This window comes from Mycolicibacterium komossense (assembly GCF_025822605.1).
GTDB lineage: Bacteria > Actinomycetota > Actinomycetes > Mycobacteriales > Mycobacteriaceae > Mycobacterium > Mycobacterium komossense.
On sequence record NZ_JACKTY010000033.1, the window covers coordinates 48,270 to 64,441 of the forward strand.

The following is a 16,172-nucleotide window of genomic DNA, read 5'->3' on the forward strand; positions in this document are numbered from 1 at the left end:
GTCACGTGCGGGGCAGGCCGAGGATCATCTGGGCGATCACCGTCAGCTGGATCTCGGCCGTACCTCCGCCGATCAGCTCGGAAGGCTGATGGAAATAGGGCACGAACACCTCCGGGTCTGAATCCTCGACCAGGGCAGAGCGTCCGGTGTGGGCCAACATGGCAGTCGAAGCACGGCGGAGCAGGGTGGACATGGCGACCTTGGCGATGCTCGATGCCGCACCCGGTTTGCCGCCCTCGACCAGCCGCAGCGTCTCGCGGGTGACCAGGGCCTTGAGCGCGCTGGTGTAGGACTGGATCTCGCCGAGCGATCGGACCACGGCATCGCGGTCCGGCCCGTCGATCGCCGCGAGATGACGCAGCGCTTCGGTGCGGTCGATCGAGACGTAGTTACCGATCGCGGTGCGCTCGACGGCCATCGCACCCACGGCTAGACCCCACCCGTCGCCCGGTTGGCCCACCAGCATCGCGTCGGGGACGAACACATCGGTGAGGACCACCTCGCAGAACTTGGCAGCCCCATTAGCCTGCCTGATGGGCGTGACATCGAGGCCCTCGGTCTCCATGTCGACCAGGAAGTAGCTCAGCCCACGGTGTTTGGGCGCATCGGGGTCGGTCCGTGCCAGCAGGGCGCCGAAGTCCGCGCCGTCGGCCATCGACGTCCAGATCTTGCGGCCGTTGACCACCCAGCCGCCATCGACTTTCGCAGCGCGGGTGGTCAGTGACGCGAGATCGGATCCGGCGCCCGGCTCACTGTAGAGCTGGCACCATTGCAGGACACCCCGCAACGTCGGCCACACGAAGCGATCGCGCTGTTCATCGGTCCCGGCATCGATGATGGTCGGCGCCATCCACTCCGCGATCCCGAGTGTGGGGCGAAGCATCGCGGGGCGCTTCTCGTATTCCTCGGCGATGATCACCTGCTGTAACGCGTTGGCGCCCATGCCCCATGGCGCCGGTAGCTGCGGAGCGACCAAACCCGACTCCGCCAACAGATCACGCCGTGGACCGATGTCGAATTCGGGGCGGTCGTCCTGGCGCGACGACCCGTCATTGCTGAGCGATACCGCGCGATCCAGGATGTCAGCGATCTCGGAACGGAATTCCGACTCCACGTCACCGAGGTTCAGTGCCTGCGAGCGCTGGACAGTCCGAGCGAACTCGCCTGCCTCGCGGCTCCATCGCGGTGCCGGCCCGAGGGAACCGCCAAGGCTGGTGGCCCGCCGCCAGTACAGCTGGATGTCGTGTTCCCAGGTGTAGCCGATCGCACCGAACATCAACAGCGCGTCCAGTACCAGATCGGGCGCTGGTATGACGGCCACCAGCGCCGCGGCACTGGCCGCGATCCGGTGCTGCTCGACGGATTCGTCCGCGGCGCGAACCGCGTCCCAGGCCGCGGCCTCCGCCAGTTCGGTGTTGACCAGAAGTGTTGCGGACTTGTGCTGTAACGCCTGGAATGTCCCGATCGGCTTGCCGAACTGTTCGCGGGTGCGCAGGTGATCCGTCGCCGCGGTGAGGCACCAGCGCACGGTGCCGGCGGCCGCGCAGGCGGTCAGTGCCGCCGCCAGGGCGCGAACGCGCTCGGTATCGATACCCGGCAGCACCGAGGTCAGCGGCAGGGTGACGTCGGTCAGCGCCAGCACGCCGACGTCTGTGCAGAGGTCGGTCCCGTTTCGGGGTTCAGCGCGCAGGTTGGTCGATTCGGTGTCGACGACGAACCACCTGTGGCCATCGTCAGTGGTGGCGGGCAGCAGAATCCGTTGAGCCGAGCAGATTCCGAGGGTGATCCCCGTTGAGCCGCTCAGCCGCCAGCTGTCCCCGGCGGCGGTCGCGCGGACATCTGAGTGATCGGGCAGGACGACCACGGCCGTCGTTCCGGCGGCCAGGTCCTTCAGCAGCGACTCCGGCGCCGCCGACCCGCCGGACAACGCGACGGCGCCTGCGATCGCGGTGGTCAACCAGGGCCCGGGCAGCAATGCCGTGGCCGCGGCCTCGATGACGCACGCCATGTCCATCAGCGTGCCGCCCTGGCCGCCGATGTCCTCCGGTAGGTGCACGGCGTGGAAACCGTTGTCGACGAATCCGCCCCACCAGGGCGGCAGGTCGCCGGCCGCGGTGGCGTCGAACAGGGCGCGGGTCTGTGCGACGGGGGCCTGCCGAGCCGCGAAACTGCCCACCGCGTCGGCCAGTTGCTGTTGTTCCTCGGTGATTGCCAAAGGCATGAGGCGTCAGTTCTCCAATCGAGTGCGGATGAAGTCGCACTGAGCCAAGCTGTCGCTCACCCATCGATTCACGCCTCATAATGAAACGGCGTTCTGCCTTGTGTCAACACGCGGCGGGGTTTCGACCTGGATCTATAGCTCACAGAGCACCGCTATCGGGCGGTAGTATCGACTAGAAATGAGAGGTCAGTTCTAGTTATGGACACGTTCGCGGGAACCCGCGTGCCGCTGGAGAGCATGACCAGCAGCCAGTTGATTCGCCGGGCCACGTTGATCGAATCGGTCATCGACCTCATCGGTGAAGTGGGCCATGAAGCTGTGCAGATGCGCGATGTCGCCCAACGGTCGGGGGTGGCGTTGGCCACCGCGTATCGGTACTTCCGATCCAAGGAGCATCTGCTGGCGGCGGCCTTGGAGGACTGGCAGCAGCGGTTGACTCGCCGCACGCTGGCGGCTGGCCGTTCCCCGCAATCGGATCCGCTGGCGGGCGTGCTCGAATATCTGCGACGCGCGCTGCGGGCATTCGGCCGCAATCCGAAGATGTCCGCGCTGATGATGCAGATGGTGACCTCCACCGACCCCGATGTCAGTGCGGCGATCGTCCGGATGAACGCGACCAACGCCGAGATGTTCGATCGGCTGCTGCAAGGCTTTTCGGCCGAGGACGTCCCGAACCTGAGCTTCGTCCTCAACGCGATCCTGACGAGTGCCATCACCGGTCTGCTGACCGGGAACATGTCACTGGACGAATGTCAGGACCGGGTCGAGTGGGCCGCGGGTGTGATCCTGGCGCAGAGTCCTACGCGTTGATCACTCGGCTTCGATGCCCGAGAAGTCCTTGTGTCCCAGGCCGGCGGTGCAGCCGCCGTCGACGACGAACTCCGAGCCGGTGGAGTAACTCGACTCGTCGCTGGCCAGATAGACGACCAGGTTCGACACTTCCTCCGGCTCGGCGGCGCGGCCGAGGGCGGTCTGGAAGATATCCTCGGGAACCCAGTCGGTCATCGGCGTCTTGATCAGCCCGGGGTGGATGGAGTTGACCCGAATTCCGCTGGGGCCCAGTTCCAAAGCGACGGACTTCGTCAGCCCGCGAACGGCGAACTTGGTCGCGGTGTAGCCGTGGGTCGCGATGGTTCCCGCCATGCCCTCGATCGACGAGATATTGATGATGGAACCGCGGCCCGCGGCCTTCATCGGTGCGACGACGGCGCGGATGCCGAGGAATACCCCGGTGAGGTTGACGTCGAGGATCTTGTGCCAGTCGGAAAGCTCGTAGTCCTCGATCATGCCGAAGTTCATGATCCCGGCGTTGTTCACCAGGATGTCCAACCCGCCGAATTCGGCGACGGCCACCGCTACAGCGGCCGCCCAGTCGTCGGGTTCGGTGACGTCGAGGTGGACGTAGCGGGCTGTCTCCCCGATGTCCTTGGCCACCAATTCACCCTCGGGGTCGAGGATGTCGCCGAGCACCACCCGGGCGCCCTGTGCGGCGAGCGCACGGGCGTGCGAGGCGCCCATTCCGCGGGCGCCGCCGCTGACCAGAGCGACCTTGCCGGCCAACCGTCCTGCCACCATTCCTCCACTCGAGTAGACAGATCTCAAATAACGTCTAGTCGCACCGTAACATCGCAGGCTGCCGTCGTGGATGGGATCAGCCGTGGCAAAAGAACCCGGTATCGCGGTGAGTCGTTCGGCGGTGCCTTCGGCCGCAGCCGTGGCTATTGCGGGGCTACTGCGGGGCCCGTCGATCAGTGGGCTCCCGCGCGACGCGGCCCTGCTGCCGGCGGTGAGACATGCGTCACCCGGTCGCGCGGCCGGCCGTGCTGGGTGGCCTGCGTCACGGTGCCTGGGTCGTAGAACCTATTGCGGCAGTGCATGGTTCGTCATAGCTAAGTCACAGCTGATGCATGGGTCCTTCCCAGAGGAATTATCTCTGCGAAGGACATGTTCCATCTATCAGGTCGAGACGAAGAACCGAAGGCTCGGCCCGACACAGAACATTTGAGCAAGAAGAATCGAAGGCATCACCATGAAGAAGATTGGGCTGGCCGGCATCGTCGGCGCAGGACTCGCCGCAGCTGTTCTTGGGTTCGCAGCACCTGCACAGGCCGACTTGGGCCACAACGTGTGGGCTAACCAGCAGAACCAGACCAGCGTCTCAGTGCCACAGGTCAACACCAGCGTGCACCAGAGTCCCTAAAAGAACTGCTCAGCAGGGGCGCCCGCATCGACGCGGGTGCCCCTTTTCGTGTTTCAAAGGGGTGCTGCTGAAACAAACGGCCGCTCGGCGTCGATACACCCGGCAGTAACATCGACCCCACCTGTCACGGGAGCAGAGGACATATGCGCAGCCGATGGAAAGCCGCACTCGGTGCGATGGCTCTCGCCGCCTCGGTCGGATTGGGGGGAGTTGCGCCGGCGGTCTCGCAGGCCGCGCCGCCGGTCGCGACGAAAGACTTCTCCAAGCCGGCGATCGTCATCCTCGGATACGGACTCAATCCGGACGGCACCATGCGCACGATCCTGCGCCGTCGTGTCCTGACCGGTCTGACTGTCGCGCAGTTCTTCCCGCAATCGCCGATCATCGTGACCGGGGGTAATCCGCAGAATGGCAGAACCGAGGCGGGACAGATGCGGAACATGCTGATGCTCCTCGGTTTTCCGGCAAACCGGATCATCGTCGAGGACAAGGCCAACAGCACCGTCCAGAACGCCCGGTTCTCGGTTCCTCTGGCGAAAGATGCGGGCACCTCGGGCATCATCCTGGTCACGTCGAGTACGCATCAGGATCGCGCCGACGGGAATTTCGCCGACGCCGGAGGCAATATCCTTGCGACGGTGAGCTATCCGGATGGAGATCCGAGCGTCAACGTCGTCCAGTTCGCCCGCGACGCCATCAGCCCGTTCATCAACGTCGGCTAGCGGAAGCTGCCCGAACCACCGTCGATGTGGATCGTCTGGGCAGTGAGATAAGAGGCATCCGGACTGAGCAGGAACGCGATCATGGCCCCGATGTCGTCGTGAGTATCGCCGACCCGCCGCAATGGGATGTGCCGGACAGCGCGCTCGTAGTCCTTGGTGAAATTCTCGGCCCAGAAGAGCACTCCATCGGAGTTCGCGAACGGGCACACGACGTTGATCCGGATGTTGTCTTTGCCCCACTCCAGTGCCGCGACCCACGACATCCCGCGGATCGCCTCCTTGGCGCTCGCATACGCGCCGAACATCGGTTCCCCGACCGTGCCGCTGCCGGACCCGAAGTTGACGATCGACCCGCCGCCGGCCGCCTGCAGAATCGGATGGACCGCCTGCATCAGGAAGAACGTCGCGCGTGGCCCGACGTCGTAGACCAGGTTGAAGTCCTCCTGGGTGATGTCGGTGAACGGCTTGGGCTCGTTGCAGGCAATAGCGTTGTTCACCAGTGCGGTGACGGCACCGAGCTTGTCCACTGCCGTGGTGACGATCAGTTGCGGGCTCGCGGCGTCCCGCAGATCGGCCACACAGTGCTCGGCCTTGAAGCCGGCCGCGACGAACTCGGCGGCGAGATCGACGACCGATTCCTCACGGTCCACGAGCAGTACTGCTGCGCCACGTTCGAGCAGCGCCTGGGCGGTACCGCGGCCGATGCCTCTGGCGGCACCGGTGACGATCACCGCGTGGCCGTCCAGCGAGTGCGGATGCCAATACCGTCCCATCCCAGCTGATGTCATGTCCGCTCTCCGTTCTGTGGTGCAGTGCCGCGGTGCAATTCATACGAAGTTCTTGCTGCGCCCGGGAATTCGATGAACTCGACGGGCATTCCGTCGGGATCCTTGACGAAGAACATTCGCACTCCGCTGATCTCGAACGGCTCTTGTTCCGGCCGGTAGCCCGCGTCCAGAACGGCGCCATGGGTGGCATCCAGGTCGGCCACCGACAGTGAGATGTTCTGGTTGCCCCGGAACGGCCGCCGACCAGGCGAGGCGGGCCCGGTTGCGCCGAGGGACAGCAGTTCCACCATGAGCCCGCCGATGAGACCACCGACGACGCGGCCGTCCTGATTGCTCGTGCTGCCGAGCGCCGTATCGAACGGCTCACCCGAGATGGACTGGTCGAACACCACGTCCATTCCGAGCAGTCCACGATAGAACTGCAGTGCGCGGTCCATGTCGGTGACTCCGACGACCAGATGTGAGAAACGGCTGTCAATCATGTTGTCTCCAATGCGATCTCGTCGCGAAGTGCAGCGATATTGGACAGCTCGCCGTAGAGCGCGCGGATCGAGTAGTTGAGCACCGCCATCGAGGCCCGCAGCCGTGGATCCTCGCCCATCCCCGCCTGCCGAGCGCGTTGTCGGCTACAGAGCGCCTCGTCGAGACGGCGCCGGGTCGCGGCGAGGTGACGGTCGAGCGCGTCGAGCACCTGCGCGGAATCGCCCTCCTGCGCGAGCCAGGTCTTGAGGATCACCGGATGTTTGATGACCACCTGGTCGCTGACGGGCATGGTCTTCACCCAGCCGCGCAGGGCGGCCAGACCGCGGTCGGTGGCCTGATGAAGTGTGCTGGTCCGTTTTCCGGTATGAGTCTCGTTGTGGCTGACCATGTCCCGGTCGGCCAGCCGGGTCAGTTCGCGACGGACATGACTGACAGACGGTGACCAGTAGAAGTAGCCGACCGAGAATTCGGCGCGGGTTTTGATCTCGCCGGCGGTCAACGGCTTGTCGAAAGCGGCCAGGATCCCCAATACCAGATACGCCGTGGTGGGCAGATCGTCGGAAGCGCCGTTGCGGCCCGGGGCAGGCACATGGGCTCCGATGCTGGTAGGAGAGTGGGCCGGTCGAAGGGACTATTAGACTATGACTTAGATCACGATGTCAATGGGTCGACACGTACCGCCAGCGTCTCTGCTGTTTGTGAATTCCAGCTATTCTCCGCCTGTTTGGTGTGACTCCAGTGCCGGCCGCGATATCGTCCGCTGGTCTGTGACGGCTGGACCGACAGAAGAACTTGCTGACTATTAGTCAGTTATGCGGACGGTCCGCTACGACGAAGGGACACGCATGGGATCCGGTGCTCTGCGCATCGCAGTGATCGCCTCGGGCGGTATTGGTACGGAGGCGATTCGCGCGATCGGCAGGCGCCACGACCTGACACTCACCGGGCTGTGGGTCCATTCGCCGGCCAAGGTCGGCGTAGATGCGGGTGAGTTGGCAGGTGGCGCCCCGGTCGGCGTCGTGGCGACGGGCGCGCTCGACGACATCATCGAGGCAGCGCCGGATTGTGTGGTTTACGCGGCCAGCGGACCGGACCTCGACGCCGCCGCGGTACCCGATTATGTCCGGCTGCTCAGCGCCGGCATCAACGTCGTCACCACCAGCTCACCGGGCCTGGTGTTCCCGGATGCGTGGGTACCTCATTACGCCGAAGCCGTTCGCGCCGCGTCCCTCAAGGGTGGCGCCTCGTTGTACGCCTCGGGACTGGAACCGGGCTTCGCGGGCGACCAGCTCGCCGTTCTGTTGAGCACGTTGTCGAGCACCATCACGTCGATCAGGACGCAGGAGATCTTCGACTACAGCGAATACCCGAACACCTTCATGATGTTCGACGTATTCGGCTTCGGCCGACCCATGGATTACGCACCACTGATGAGTCTTGGCGGGTCTCAACGTTTCGCGTGGGGACCACCTGTGCACTTCGTCGCGGCAGCGCTCGGCGTGGAACTCGACGATATCGCCGAGACCTACGAACGGGTCGAGGCGCCGCGCAAGCTCGAAGTCGCGGCGGGGATCATCGAGGAAGGCACCTGCGGGGCAATTCGCATGGAAACCATCGGGATCGTCGGCGGCCGGCCGGCCATTGTGATCGAACACGTGAACCGAATGGCCGTCGATATCGCACCGCAGTGGCCCGTCGCGGCGCGGGACGGCACCTACCGGGTGGTCATCGAAGGCACACCGTCTTTGACCTGTGAACTGACCATCGGCGACGGCGACTCGCCCGGCGAGGACGGGATGATCGCCACCACGATGCGGGTGGTCAACGCCATCCCGTACGTGGTCGCCGCGCCGCCGGGTATCCACACCGCCCTCGACCTGCCCGTGACCGCGCCCCTCCGTCCTTTTCTGGGGCTGCAGACCTGAGGGTGAGTCGGTAGTGCGGCTGGAGGGGCGTGCCATGATCAGCGGGTGGATCTCGGGTTGCACGCGCTGGGTATCGGCACCGGTTCTGAACGCGCAGTGATCGATGCTGTGTCGCTCGCCGCTGAACAGGCGGGATTCGCGACGCTGTGGGCCGGCGAGCACGTTGTGATGGTCGACGAGTCCACCTCGAGCTACCCGTATTCCGAAGACGGCACGATTGCGGTGCCTGCGGTCGCGGACTGGCTCGACCCACTGATCTGCCTGAGCTTCGCCGCCGCGGCGACGACCTCCATCGGACTGGCCACCGGCGTAATGCTGCTGCCCGAACACAATCCGGTGCTGGTCGCCAAGCAAGCCGCGTCGCTGGACAAGCTCAGCGGTGGCCGGCTGACGCTCGGGGTCGGAATCGGTTGGTCGCAAGAGGAATTCGAGGCCCTTGGCGTCCCGTTCGGCCGCCGCGGAGCGCGTACCGCGGAGTATGTGGAGGCGATGCGCGTCGTCTGGCGTGACGACGTGGCGTCGTTCCACGGTGACTTCGTCAACTTCGACAACATTCGGGTGAACCCGAAACCGCTACGCAACCATCACATCCCGGTGGTGCTCGGTGGAAACAGCGAGTCGGCACTGCGCCGAGCGGCCACCTGGGGGGACGGATGGTACGGCTTCAACCTGGCCGACGTCGAGGAAGTCGCCCAGTGCGCGTCGACCGTGCGTCGGCTGTGCCGTGAGGCCGTGCGTGACCCTGGCGACCTGCGGCTCGCAGTCGCCCTAGTAGACCCGCAGTCTGCCGATATCGGCCGGCTCGCTGATATCGGCATCGACGAGCTCGTACTCGTCGCCAGTCCGCCGGACGACCCAGACACTGCCCGGGCCTGGGTCGCGGACCTGGCGCGACAGTGGAACCCGGTGCTGAAATCGGCATGAGCGGCCCATGGTCGGTGGCGATCGCCGTGGTCTTCGTCTGGCTCGGCATGGTGTTGGCGATCTCGTTTATCGAAGCGCCGTTGAAGTTCCGCGCGCCCGGCGTGACGTTACGGGTCGGACTGGGCATCGGGCGGTTGGTGTTTCGCGCGCTCAACATCTGCGAGCTGCTGCTTGCGGCGCTCCTCGTGGGGACCTTCGCGTTCCATTGGCCGCCCCTGCGTGTCGAGGCGGCCGCCGGGGTGGCGATCGGGGCACTCCTGGTGCAGCTGCTGCTGGTTCGTCCGGCGCTGACCCGCAGATCGGATGCGGTACTCGCCGGGAGCGATGCGCCGCGATCGCGCGGGCACTACGTCTACATCGCATTCGAGGCGATCAAGGCAATGTCGTTGCTGGTGACGGGCATTCTGTTACTGGGGGCCTGAGGTACGCGGCCGAGCTTCTTGATCAGTACCGGTGTCGCGCCAGGTGCCGTCCACCACGCTGGTGCCCGCGGTCGATCGCTATCGCGGCGGGAACCATCTCGCTGGTGACCAGTCCACGCTCGCCGGTGACCTCGTCGACAATCTCGAAGGCGGCGGCAATCGCGTCCGGGGTATCGACGACGACGGTGGTAACGGGGACATGTCGGCTCAGTTGCAGCAGCCGGTCACCGTGGGGCGCGCGTCCGTCGTGAAATCCCCATAGGGCGCGCAGCACGGTCGCGCCGCTGACACGCCTGGACTCGCGTAAGCCACGCAGCAGCGCCCGGTGAATAGGGGCCCCGTCGTGCAGGGCGTCCTCGGGGGTGTGGATCGACAATTTCTGGAACAGATCCAGCCCCTGGGCGTCCTTGGCCGGGAGCGCGTGCGGGCGCTCGATCAACTCCCCGTTGCGTTTACAGACCCGGACACGCTCGATCATCAATAGCGGGTCCGGGATGAGTGCGCGTAGCTCGGCGCAGGCCGACGCCACCTGGCTGGCGGTGCCGACACCGACCACCAGCAGGGGGATATCCGGGTTGCGGCTAAAGAACTTGGCTCTGCGCCGCTGGCCATCGACGGTGCCGTCGACGCCGAGAAATGCTGCGGCACCGGCAAATCCGGACCGATAGAGGATCTCGCACACTGTGAAATATGCGGCCGAGCCCGCGAGGCGCTGCTGACGGCCCAGTAGCAAGGTCAGCTGGGTGGCGTCGGAGCTGTGACCGACGACCTCGCCGGTGGCCAGTTGGCCGCGCTCCATCGTGAGGGTGCCGCGATTGGTCAGCGCCACGACATCGTCGATCACCGCATCGATGCGCTCGGGGATGTCGACGGCGGTGATCGCCACCGGGAGGTCTTCGGACATGGACAGCGACTCATCGGAGCGGACGATCCCGCGCGGTCCGAAGCTGGCGATACCGCGGGTCACCACACTGGTGGCGACCTTGCGGGTGCCATACAGGTCGAGAATGCCGTCAGCCAGGAATTGGCTGCCGGTCCGCTCCCGCTCCGCGAAATATGCAGTGAGCTTGATGATTTCGGTCACAGCCGCCCCGCAACCCATTGGCCCAGGAATGCCGCGGCCACCCCGAGTGCCACGCTGACGACGATATTGGCCACCGCAGCCTTGACCTGACGCTCCTCGGCCGACCGGTGCGTCTCCAGCACCCAGGTGGAGAAGGTGGTGTAGGCGCCGACGAACGCGGTGCCGGCCAGCAGCGCTGCCTGGTGGCTCAGCGCCAACCCGCCGATGAAACCCAGCAGCACTGCACCGGAGATGTTGACCGCCAGTGTGCCGAAGGGGAACCGCCGCGCCACCCGTCGGGCCACCGCGCGGTCGACCATGAACCGGGCTATCGCACCGAACCCGCCGACGACCGCCACACCGGCCCAGACCGCGACGTTCATCGATGCACTCGTGCCCGTCGCACCAGCGCCGTCGCGAGGTAGACCGCGCCGTAGCCAAACACGACACTGACCAGGACGTAGCTGATCGCCAGCCCATAGTGATGGTGCTCGAGCATGCGCAACGTCTCGACCTGCATGGTCGAGAACGTGGTCAGCCCACCGCACAACCCGGTACCGAGCAGCGGGCGCCGATAGCTGGACAGCGGCAGCCGTTCGAGAAGGCGGGTGGTGAAGTAGCCGAGGAGGAACGCGCCGACGATGTTCACGATGAACGTCGCCCAGGGCCACGCGTCCGGATTGGGTGCCAGCCAGGTGGCGAGGCCGGCTCGGGCCAGTGTGCCCACGGCCCCACCGGCGAAAACAGCAGCCAGCTCGCGATTGTCGTGCCCGAACAAGCGCCGTCCTTTCCGTGGTGTCCCTATGGATTATGGGGGCAACCGGACCGTTGGCGCGGCAGGCGTAGACAGTTCCGCAAGCGAGAGCCCGGCGAACTGAATATGAACACGGCGCTCGACAACCAGACACAAGCCACCCGGCCCAGGCAGTATTGACGACATGGCTGCCAATGCGCGTGCCGGACAGCCGGCGCAACCAGAAGATCTCATCGACCTATCTCATCTCGTCACGGCGTATTACAGCGTCCAACCCGACCCCGACGACGTCAACCAGCAGGTGGTGTTCGGTACGTCTGGGCATCGGGGCTCCGCACTCGACGGTGCGTTCAACGAGGCGCATATTCTCGCGACCACGCAAGCCATCGTCGAGTACCGCGCCGGGCAGGGAACCACCGGACCGCTGTTCATCGGGCGGGACACCCACGGGCTGTCCGAACCGGCCTGGGTGTCGGCGCTGGAAGTATTGGCCGCCAACGATGTTGTGGCCATGATCGATTCGGCCGACCGCTACACGCCGACACCGGCCGTCAGCCACGCCATCCTGACGTTCAACCGGGGCCGGGACAGTGATCTGTCCGACGGTATCGTGGTCACCCCGTCGCACAACCCGCCGCGCGACGGTGGCTTCAAGTACAACCCGCCCAACGGTGGACCTGCCGATACCGATGCCACCGGTGCGATCGCCAAGCGAGCCAACGAGATTCTGCGCGACGGCCTCAAGGACGTGAAGCGGATCCCGCTGGCCCGGGCCTTGCAGACCGCACAGCGGCACGACTACCTGGATGCCTACGTCAGCGACCTGCCGAACGTCGTCGACATCCACGCCATCCGTGCCGAAGGCATCCGGATCGGTGCCGACCCACTCGGTGGCGCCAGCGTCGACTACTGGGGGGCCATCGCCGAGCAGCACAAGCTCGAGCTGACCGTCGTCAATCCACTGGTGGACGCGACGTGGCGATTCATGACCCTCGACACGGATGGCAAGATCCGGATGGACTGCAGCTCGCCGAACGCGATGGCCAGTCTTATCGGCAAGATCGGCGATTATCAGATCGCCACCGGCAATGATGCGGACTCCGACCGGCATGGGATCGTCACGCCCGACGGCGGGTTGATGAACCCCAATCACTACCTGGCGGTGGCCATCGATTACCTCTACACCCATCGGCCCCACTGGCCGGGTGACGTCGCGGTCGGCAAGACAGCCGTCAGCAGTTCGATCATCGACCGGGTGGTCGCCGGGATCGGCCGCAAGTTGATCGAGGTGCCTGTCGGCTTCAAGTGGTTCGTCGACGGATTGCTCGGCGGCACAATCGGTTTCGGCGGCGAGGAATCCGCGGGGGCATCCTTCTTGCGTCTCGACGGTAGCGTCTGGACCACCGATAAGGACGGCATCATCTTGGCGCTGCTGGCCTCGGAGATCCTGGCTGTGACCGGTAAGACGCCGTCGCAACGCTATGCCGAGCTCGCCGAGCAGTACGGTGCGCCGACGTACGCCCGCGTCGACGCGCCTGCCGACCGCGAGCAGAAGGCTCGGCTGGCCAAGCTGTCAGCCGAGCAGGTCAGCGCGACTGAGCTGGCGGGGGAGCCGATCACCGCCAAGCTCACCACCGCCCCCGGCAACGGAGCACCGCTGGGTGGGCTGAAGGTGACCACGGAGAACGCGTGGTTCGCGGCGCGACCGTCGGGCACCGAAGACGTTTACAAGATCTATGCCGAGTCCTTCAAGGGGCCCGAGCACCTGGCCGAGGTGCAGGCTGCGGCACGTGACGTGGTGAACGCCGTCATCTCCTAGGCACGCTGGCGGCGGGCACTAAAGTTCCGCGGGTGAGTTCTGTTACGGAGGGTGACTGTCCGTCGGCTACCGCCAAGCCGAAGCTGCCCTACGAAATCTGGGTGCTGATCGTCGCCAACGCGTTCATCGCGCTCGGCTACGGCGTGGTCTCGCCGGTATTGCCGCAGTACGCCCGCAACTTCGGTGTCAGCATCAGCGCAGCCACTTTCGTCATCACCGCGTTCGCGCTGATGCGGTTGTGCTCGGCCCCCGCCAGCGGCGTGCTGATCCAGCGACTGGGCGAGCGACGGGTGTATCTGGCCGGCTTGATGATCGTGGCGCTCTCGACCGGCGCGTGCGCGTTCGCTCAGACGTATTGGCAGCTGTTGCTGTTCCGGTCGCTGGGCGGACTGGGGTCGGCGATGTTCAGCGTCTCGTCGCTGGGGCTGATGATCCGCATCTCGCCTCCGGATGCCCGCGGCCGGGTGGCCGGCATGTTCTCCTCGGCGTTCCTGGTCGGATCGGTGGGCGGGCCGGTGCTCGGCAGTGTCACCGTCGGGCTCGGCCTGTCCGCGCCGTTCGTCATCTACGGCGTCGCACTCTTGCTCGCCGCGGCGGTGGTGTTCTTCAGCCTGCGTAACTCGTCGCTGACCGCGCCCGCCGTGCACACCGAACCGGCGATGACGCTGGGGGTCGCGTTGCGCAATCAGGCCTACCGATCGGCCCTGTTCTCGAACTTCGCGACGGGCTGGGCGGTCTACGGTCTACGAGTGGCGCTGGTGCCGCTATTCGTCACCGAGGTCCTGCATCGAGGGCCAGGGATTGCCGGGCTGACGTTGGCGGTGTTCGCGATCGGCAACGTCTCGGCGGTGATTCCGAGCGGCTACCTGTCCGATCGCGTCGGCCGGCGGGCCCTGCTCATCATCGGGCTCAGTGCGTCCGGGGTGTCGACGGTTGCGGCGGGATTCGCCGATTCATTGCCGCTGTTCGTGGCCAGTGCCTACATCGCCGGTGCCGCGTCGGGGATGTTCACCTCGCCACAGCAGGCCGCCGTCGCCGACATCATCGGCAACAAGGCCCGGGGCGGCACCGCGGTCGCCACTTTCCAGATGATGTCCGATGTCGGCACCATCCTGGGCTCACTGGCGGTGGGCCAGATTGCCCAGCACCTGAGCTATGCCGCCGCATTCGTCGTCAGCGGGGTAATCCTGCTGGTCGCAGCGGTCGGCTGGGTATTTGCGCCCGAAACGAGGCTTCGGCCCCCCGCGGAGCCGACGACGGTTGGCAGCCTTGCGCCGGAACCCGGTGGGGAGCAGTCTTAACCAGCGGTTTTGAGTGGCACCCGGGTGTGGTGTAACTTCGGTGAGCACGACTTCAGGGGCTATGGCGCAGTTGGTAGCGCACCACACTGGCAGTGTGGGGGTCAGGGGTTCGAATCCCCTTAGCTCCACCCACGAAAAAACCCGCTCTGACCTCGGTCAGAGCGGGTTTTTGGTTTGTTGGCGGGATTCATTTCTGAGTATGGGCGTATCGCTTGCTCTTGCCGGTTCTGGACGGTGCTGAGCGCTCACCTGCACGGCCAGTGACTGACAGCGCTGGATCAGCTGACCCAGCCGCCGGTGCACCTCGTACTGGCGCGACAGCACGAAGTGACGAAGCGACCGCGACAACAGCAGCATGGTCTGCCGAACGGTGGCGGCTTCGTCTTCCAGCCGCGAGAGCAGCGTTCTGAGTTCCGTGCGCGCCTGTTGCGGGAGATCTGCGGCGAAATCGCGGGACAGGATCGCGGTGATCGCCTCCTGTAGGCGGGTCGACTGCTCGGCATCGAGGATCAGATCGTAGAAACCGTTGACGGAGCGCCTGGCCTCCGATTCAGCCAGCAAGTCGACGCCGCGGAACACGTTGCCCAATGTCGCGCCGCCCTCGGCGGTGTCGTCGAGGATCTTGGCGCGCAGCTCCCGGCTGAGACCTTCGATGGTCGATCGCACCCGGGCGAAATCCGCGGGTACCTCCTGCGCCAGGCTCAATGTCTCGGCGACACGCTCCTTCGCAGTGTCCGGGTCGAGCACCGCGAAATCGCCGGCCCGCACCTCAGCGATGCGAAGTTCGATGGCGTCTCGTTCAGCCTCAAGCAACGCGAGTCGGGTTGCGGAATTCGGGTCCGAGTCATGTTGCAGCGCAACCAGGTTCGATGCGATGGAACCCAGCCGTGACGCCGATGCGGCGCGCTGTGGTGATTCGACTCCGCTCACCGACTCCGCTCACCATGGCCGCCGCGTTCAGGGCGGCTACTGACGGTGTCAGTGTTTCGCTATCGCGTGTCTCACCCGGGCGACGAATGAGATAGCCAGCACCCACCCAACTGGTTATGTACGCGGAGGTGGTCGACTCAACAAATTCTGCAGCGGTCTCGCGGAGCTGTTCTAGATCCTGCTCGAGCTCGGCGATCACCTCGGCTGCGGCACGGATACGCCGCTCGGGCGGGAAGTAGTCCTGGACCACGGCGACGATCAGGCCTGCGGTTCGGGCGCGAAGTAGCGACCACTCCGGCGCCTCCTTCTGCAGGCGCTGATAGCGCAGTACCGACGACGTTATCCCCACCGTGTGAGGGTAAGCCCGAGCGGCGACAAGTTGGGCGTGTGGGCAAGGGGCTTCCCAGTCGTGCGATCGGGCCTGGGGGTCAGTTGTCGGCCAAGGCCGTTCTTGATGGCCTGACACCCTCGATTACGGGTGCCCGATTCCACCGAGTTCAGGCCTTTTCGAGCATTGACATGGTTGGAAAGGGGTTTCACCACCTTTGCCGCTCGTCCGCGTAATCGCCCTTGATGCACATGGATTCATCACGCGTGACCCCTAATGGCTTCGAATGCGT

18 protein-coding genes and 1 tRNA gene are annotated in these 16,172 nt (G+C 65.4%); 9 read left to right on the forward strand and 10 right to left on the reverse strand.

Annotation, left to right across the window (positions count from 1 at the left end):
* Window position 1: 1 nt before the first annotated feature.
* Window positions 2–2,221 (reverse strand): acyl-CoA dehydrogenase family protein, encoded by a 2,220-nt coding sequence (locus tag H7J73_RS20770; protein WP_264069540.1) that lies wholly within the window; start codon window positions 2,219–2,221, stop codon window positions 2–4.
* A 198-nt stretch (window positions 2,222–2,419) separates the two neighbouring features.
* Between H7J73_RS20770 and H7J73_RS20775 the strand changes: the two genes are divergently transcribed.
* Window positions 2,420–3,031, forward strand: coding sequence for a TetR family transcriptional regulator (locus tag H7J73_RS20775; protein ID WP_264069541.1), 612 nt, complete (start codon window positions 2,420–2,422; stop codon window positions 3,029–3,031).
* On the opposite strand, the gene H7J73_RS20780 is transcribed toward H7J73_RS20775, so the two are convergent.
* Entirely contained in the window at window positions 3,032–3,793 is a 762-nt protein-coding gene (locus tag H7J73_RS20780) for a glucose 1-dehydrogenase (RefSeq protein WP_264069542.1), read from the reverse strand.
* A 457-nt stretch (window positions 3,794–4,250) separates the two neighbouring features.
* Between H7J73_RS20780 and H7J73_RS20785 the strand changes: the two genes are divergently transcribed.
* Window positions 4,251–4,421 (forward strand): hypothetical protein, encoded by a 171-nt coding sequence (locus H7J73_RS20785; RefSeq protein WP_264069544.1) that lies wholly within the window; start codon window positions 4,251–4,253, stop codon window positions 4,419–4,421.
* 143 nt (window positions 4,422–4,564) lie between these two features.
* On the forward strand, window positions 4,565–5,143 hold the full coding sequence (locus H7J73_RS20790) for a YdcF family protein (protein ID WP_264069545.1): 579 nt from the start codon (window positions 4,565–4,567) through the stop codon (window positions 5,141–5,143).
* On the opposite strand, the gene H7J73_RS20795 is transcribed toward H7J73_RS20790, so the two are convergent.
* Genes H7J73_RS20795 through H7J73_RS20805 form a run of 3 tightly spaced genes read right to left on the reverse strand, consistent with a single transcriptional unit; the run spans window position 5,140 to window position 7,003 of the window.
* Window positions 5,140–5,931: an SDR family NAD(P)-dependent oxidoreductase gene (locus H7J73_RS20795; protein ID WP_264069546.1), complete on the reverse strand. Its 792-nt coding sequence runs from the start codon at window positions 5,929–5,931 to the stop codon at window positions 5,140–5,142. The two genes, H7J73_RS20790 and H7J73_RS20795, sit on opposite strands and share 4 nt — an antisense overlap.
* On the reverse strand, window positions 5,928–6,413 hold the full coding sequence (locus tag H7J73_RS20800) for a VOC family protein (protein ID WP_264069547.1): 486 nt from the start codon (window positions 6,411–6,413) through the stop codon (window positions 5,928–5,930). The genes H7J73_RS20795 and H7J73_RS20800 overlap by 4 nt, the downstream gene beginning before the upstream one ends.
* Window positions 6,410–7,003, reverse strand: a complete 594-nt coding sequence (locus tag H7J73_RS20805; RefSeq protein WP_264069548.1) for a MarR family transcriptional regulator — start codon at window positions 7,001–7,003, stop codon at window positions 6,410–6,412. Before H7J73_RS20805 ends, H7J73_RS20800 begins: the two co-directional genes overlap by 4 nt.
* 256 nt (window positions 7,004–7,259) lie before the next feature.
* On the opposite strand from H7J73_RS20805, the gene H7J73_RS20810 reads away from it, so the two are divergent.
* Genes H7J73_RS20810 through H7J73_RS20820 form a run of 3 tightly spaced genes read left to right on the forward strand, consistent with a single transcriptional unit; the run spans window position 7,260 to window position 9,685 of the window.
* Window positions 7,260–8,339, forward strand: a complete 1,080-nt coding sequence (locus H7J73_RS20810) for an NAD(P)H-dependent amine dehydrogenase family protein (RefSeq protein WP_264069549.1) — start codon at window positions 7,260–7,262, stop codon at window positions 8,337–8,339.
* A gap of 45 nt (window positions 8,340–8,384) precedes the next feature.
* A complete protein-coding gene (locus H7J73_RS20815) occupies window positions 8,385–9,263 on the forward strand; it encodes an LLM class F420-dependent oxidoreductase (RefSeq protein WP_264069551.1) in 879 nt (292 codons plus the stop codon).
* Window positions 9,260–9,685 (forward strand): hypothetical protein, encoded by a 426-nt coding sequence (locus H7J73_RS20820; RefSeq protein WP_264069553.1) that lies wholly within the window; start codon window positions 9,260–9,262, stop codon window positions 9,683–9,685. Before H7J73_RS20815 ends, H7J73_RS20820 begins: the two co-directional genes overlap by 4 nt.
* Before the next feature lie 22 nt (window positions 9,686–9,707).
* On the opposite strand, the gene H7J73_RS20825 is transcribed toward H7J73_RS20820, so the two are convergent.
* From H7J73_RS20825 to crcB (H7J73_RS20835), 3 genes are read right to left on the reverse strand one after another with little or no spacing between them, the layout of a single operon-like run.
* Window positions 9,708–10,769: a DUF190 domain-containing protein gene (locus H7J73_RS20825; RefSeq protein WP_264069554.1), complete on the reverse strand. Its 1,062-nt coding sequence runs from the start codon at window positions 10,767–10,769 to the stop codon at window positions 9,708–9,710.
* Complete coding sequence (crcB, locus tag H7J73_RS20830) at window positions 10,766–11,131, reverse strand: fluoride efflux transporter CrcB (RefSeq protein ID WP_264069555.1); 366 nt, start codon at window positions 11,129–11,131, stop codon at window positions 10,766–10,768. Before crcB (H7J73_RS20830) ends, H7J73_RS20825 begins: the two co-directional genes overlap by 4 nt.
* Window positions 11,128–11,526, reverse strand: coding sequence for a fluoride efflux transporter CrcB (crcB, locus tag H7J73_RS20835; protein ID WP_264069556.1), 399 nt, complete (start codon window positions 11,524–11,526; stop codon window positions 11,128–11,130). Before crcB (H7J73_RS20835) ends, crcB (H7J73_RS20830) begins: the two co-directional genes overlap by 4 nt.
* 160 nt (window positions 11,527–11,686) lie before the next feature.
* On the opposite strand from crcB (H7J73_RS20835), the gene pgm reads away from it, so the two are divergent.
* The 3 genes from pgm (at window position 11,687) to H7J73_RS20850 (ending at window position 14,750) form a co-directional block, all read left to right on the forward strand.
* Window positions 11,687–13,321 carry a phosphoglucomutase (alpha-D-glucose-1,6-bisphosphate-dependent) gene (gene pgm / locus H7J73_RS20840; protein WP_264069557.1) on the forward strand — a complete coding sequence of 545 codons (1,635 nt, stop codon included), beginning with the start codon at window positions 11,687–11,689 and terminating at the stop codon, window positions 13,319–13,321.
* A 32-nt stretch (window positions 13,322–13,353) separates the two neighbouring features.
* Window positions 13,354–14,622: an MFS transporter gene (locus H7J73_RS20845; RefSeq protein ID WP_264069558.1), complete on the forward strand. Its 1,269-nt coding sequence runs from the start codon at window positions 13,354–13,356 to the stop codon at window positions 14,620–14,622.
* Between the two features lie 55 nt (window positions 14,623–14,677).
* Window positions 14,678–14,750: transfer RNA gene (locus H7J73_RS20850), tRNA-Ala, on the forward strand.
* A 28-nt stretch (window positions 14,751–14,778) separates the two neighbouring features.
* Here H7J73_RS20850 and H7J73_RS20855 read toward each other — a convergent pair.
* Both H7J73_RS20855 and H7J73_RS20860 read right to left on the reverse strand, forming a co-directional pair.
* Window positions 14,779–15,552 (reverse strand): DUF3375 family protein, encoded by a 774-nt coding sequence (locus H7J73_RS20855; RefSeq protein ID WP_264069559.1) that lies wholly within the window; start codon window positions 15,550–15,552, stop codon window positions 14,779–14,781.
* Entirely contained in the window at window positions 15,467–15,901 is a 435-nt protein-coding gene (locus H7J73_RS20860) for a DUF3375 family protein (protein WP_264069560.1), read from the reverse strand. The genes H7J73_RS20855 and H7J73_RS20860 overlap by 86 nt, the downstream gene beginning before the upstream one ends.
* Window positions 15,902–16,172 lie beyond the last annotated feature (271 nt).

What these genes read in the sequence shown, in the direction of transcription:
- crcB (WP_264069555.1), bottom strand. Translation starts at nt 11,131, where the DNA reads ATGAACGTCGCGGTCTGGGCCGGTGTGGCGGTCGTCGGCGGGTTCGGT.
- H7J73_RS20800 (WP_264069547.1), bottom strand. Translation starts at nt 6,413, where the DNA reads ATGATTGACAGCCGTTTCTCACATCTGGTCGTCGGAGTCACCGACATG.
- H7J73_RS20790 (WP_264069545.1), top strand. Translation starts at nt 4,565, where the DNA reads ATGCGCAGCCGATGGAAAGCCGCACTCGGTGCGATGGCTCTCGCCGCC.
- pgm (WP_264069557.1), top strand. Translation starts at nt 11,687, where the DNA reads ATGGCTGCCAATGCGCGTGCCGGACAGCCGGCGCAACCAGAAGATCTC.
- H7J73_RS20810 (WP_264069549.1), top strand. Translation starts at nt 7,260, where the DNA reads ATGGGATCCGGTGCTCTGCGCATCGCAGTGATCGCCTCGGGCGGTATT.
- H7J73_RS20785 (WP_264069544.1), top strand. Translation starts at nt 4,251, where the DNA reads ATGAAGAAGATTGGGCTGGCCGGCATCGTCGGCGCAGGACTCGCCGCA.
- H7J73_RS20775 (WP_264069541.1), top strand. Translation starts at nt 2,420, where the DNA reads ATGGACACGTTCGCGGGAACCCGCGTGCCGCTGGAGAGCATGACCAGC.
- H7J73_RS20820 (WP_264069553.1), top strand. Translation starts at nt 9,260, where the DNA reads ATGAGCGGCCCATGGTCGGTGGCGATCGCCGTGGTCTTCGTCTGGCTC.
- H7J73_RS20795 (WP_264069546.1), bottom strand. Translation starts at nt 5,931, where the DNA reads ATGACATCAGCTGGGATGGGACGGTATTGGCATCCGCACTCGCTGGAC.
- H7J73_RS20770 (WP_264069540.1), bottom strand. Translation starts at nt 2,221, where the DNA reads ATGCCTTTGGCAATCACCGAGGAACAACAGCAACTGGCCGACGCGGTG.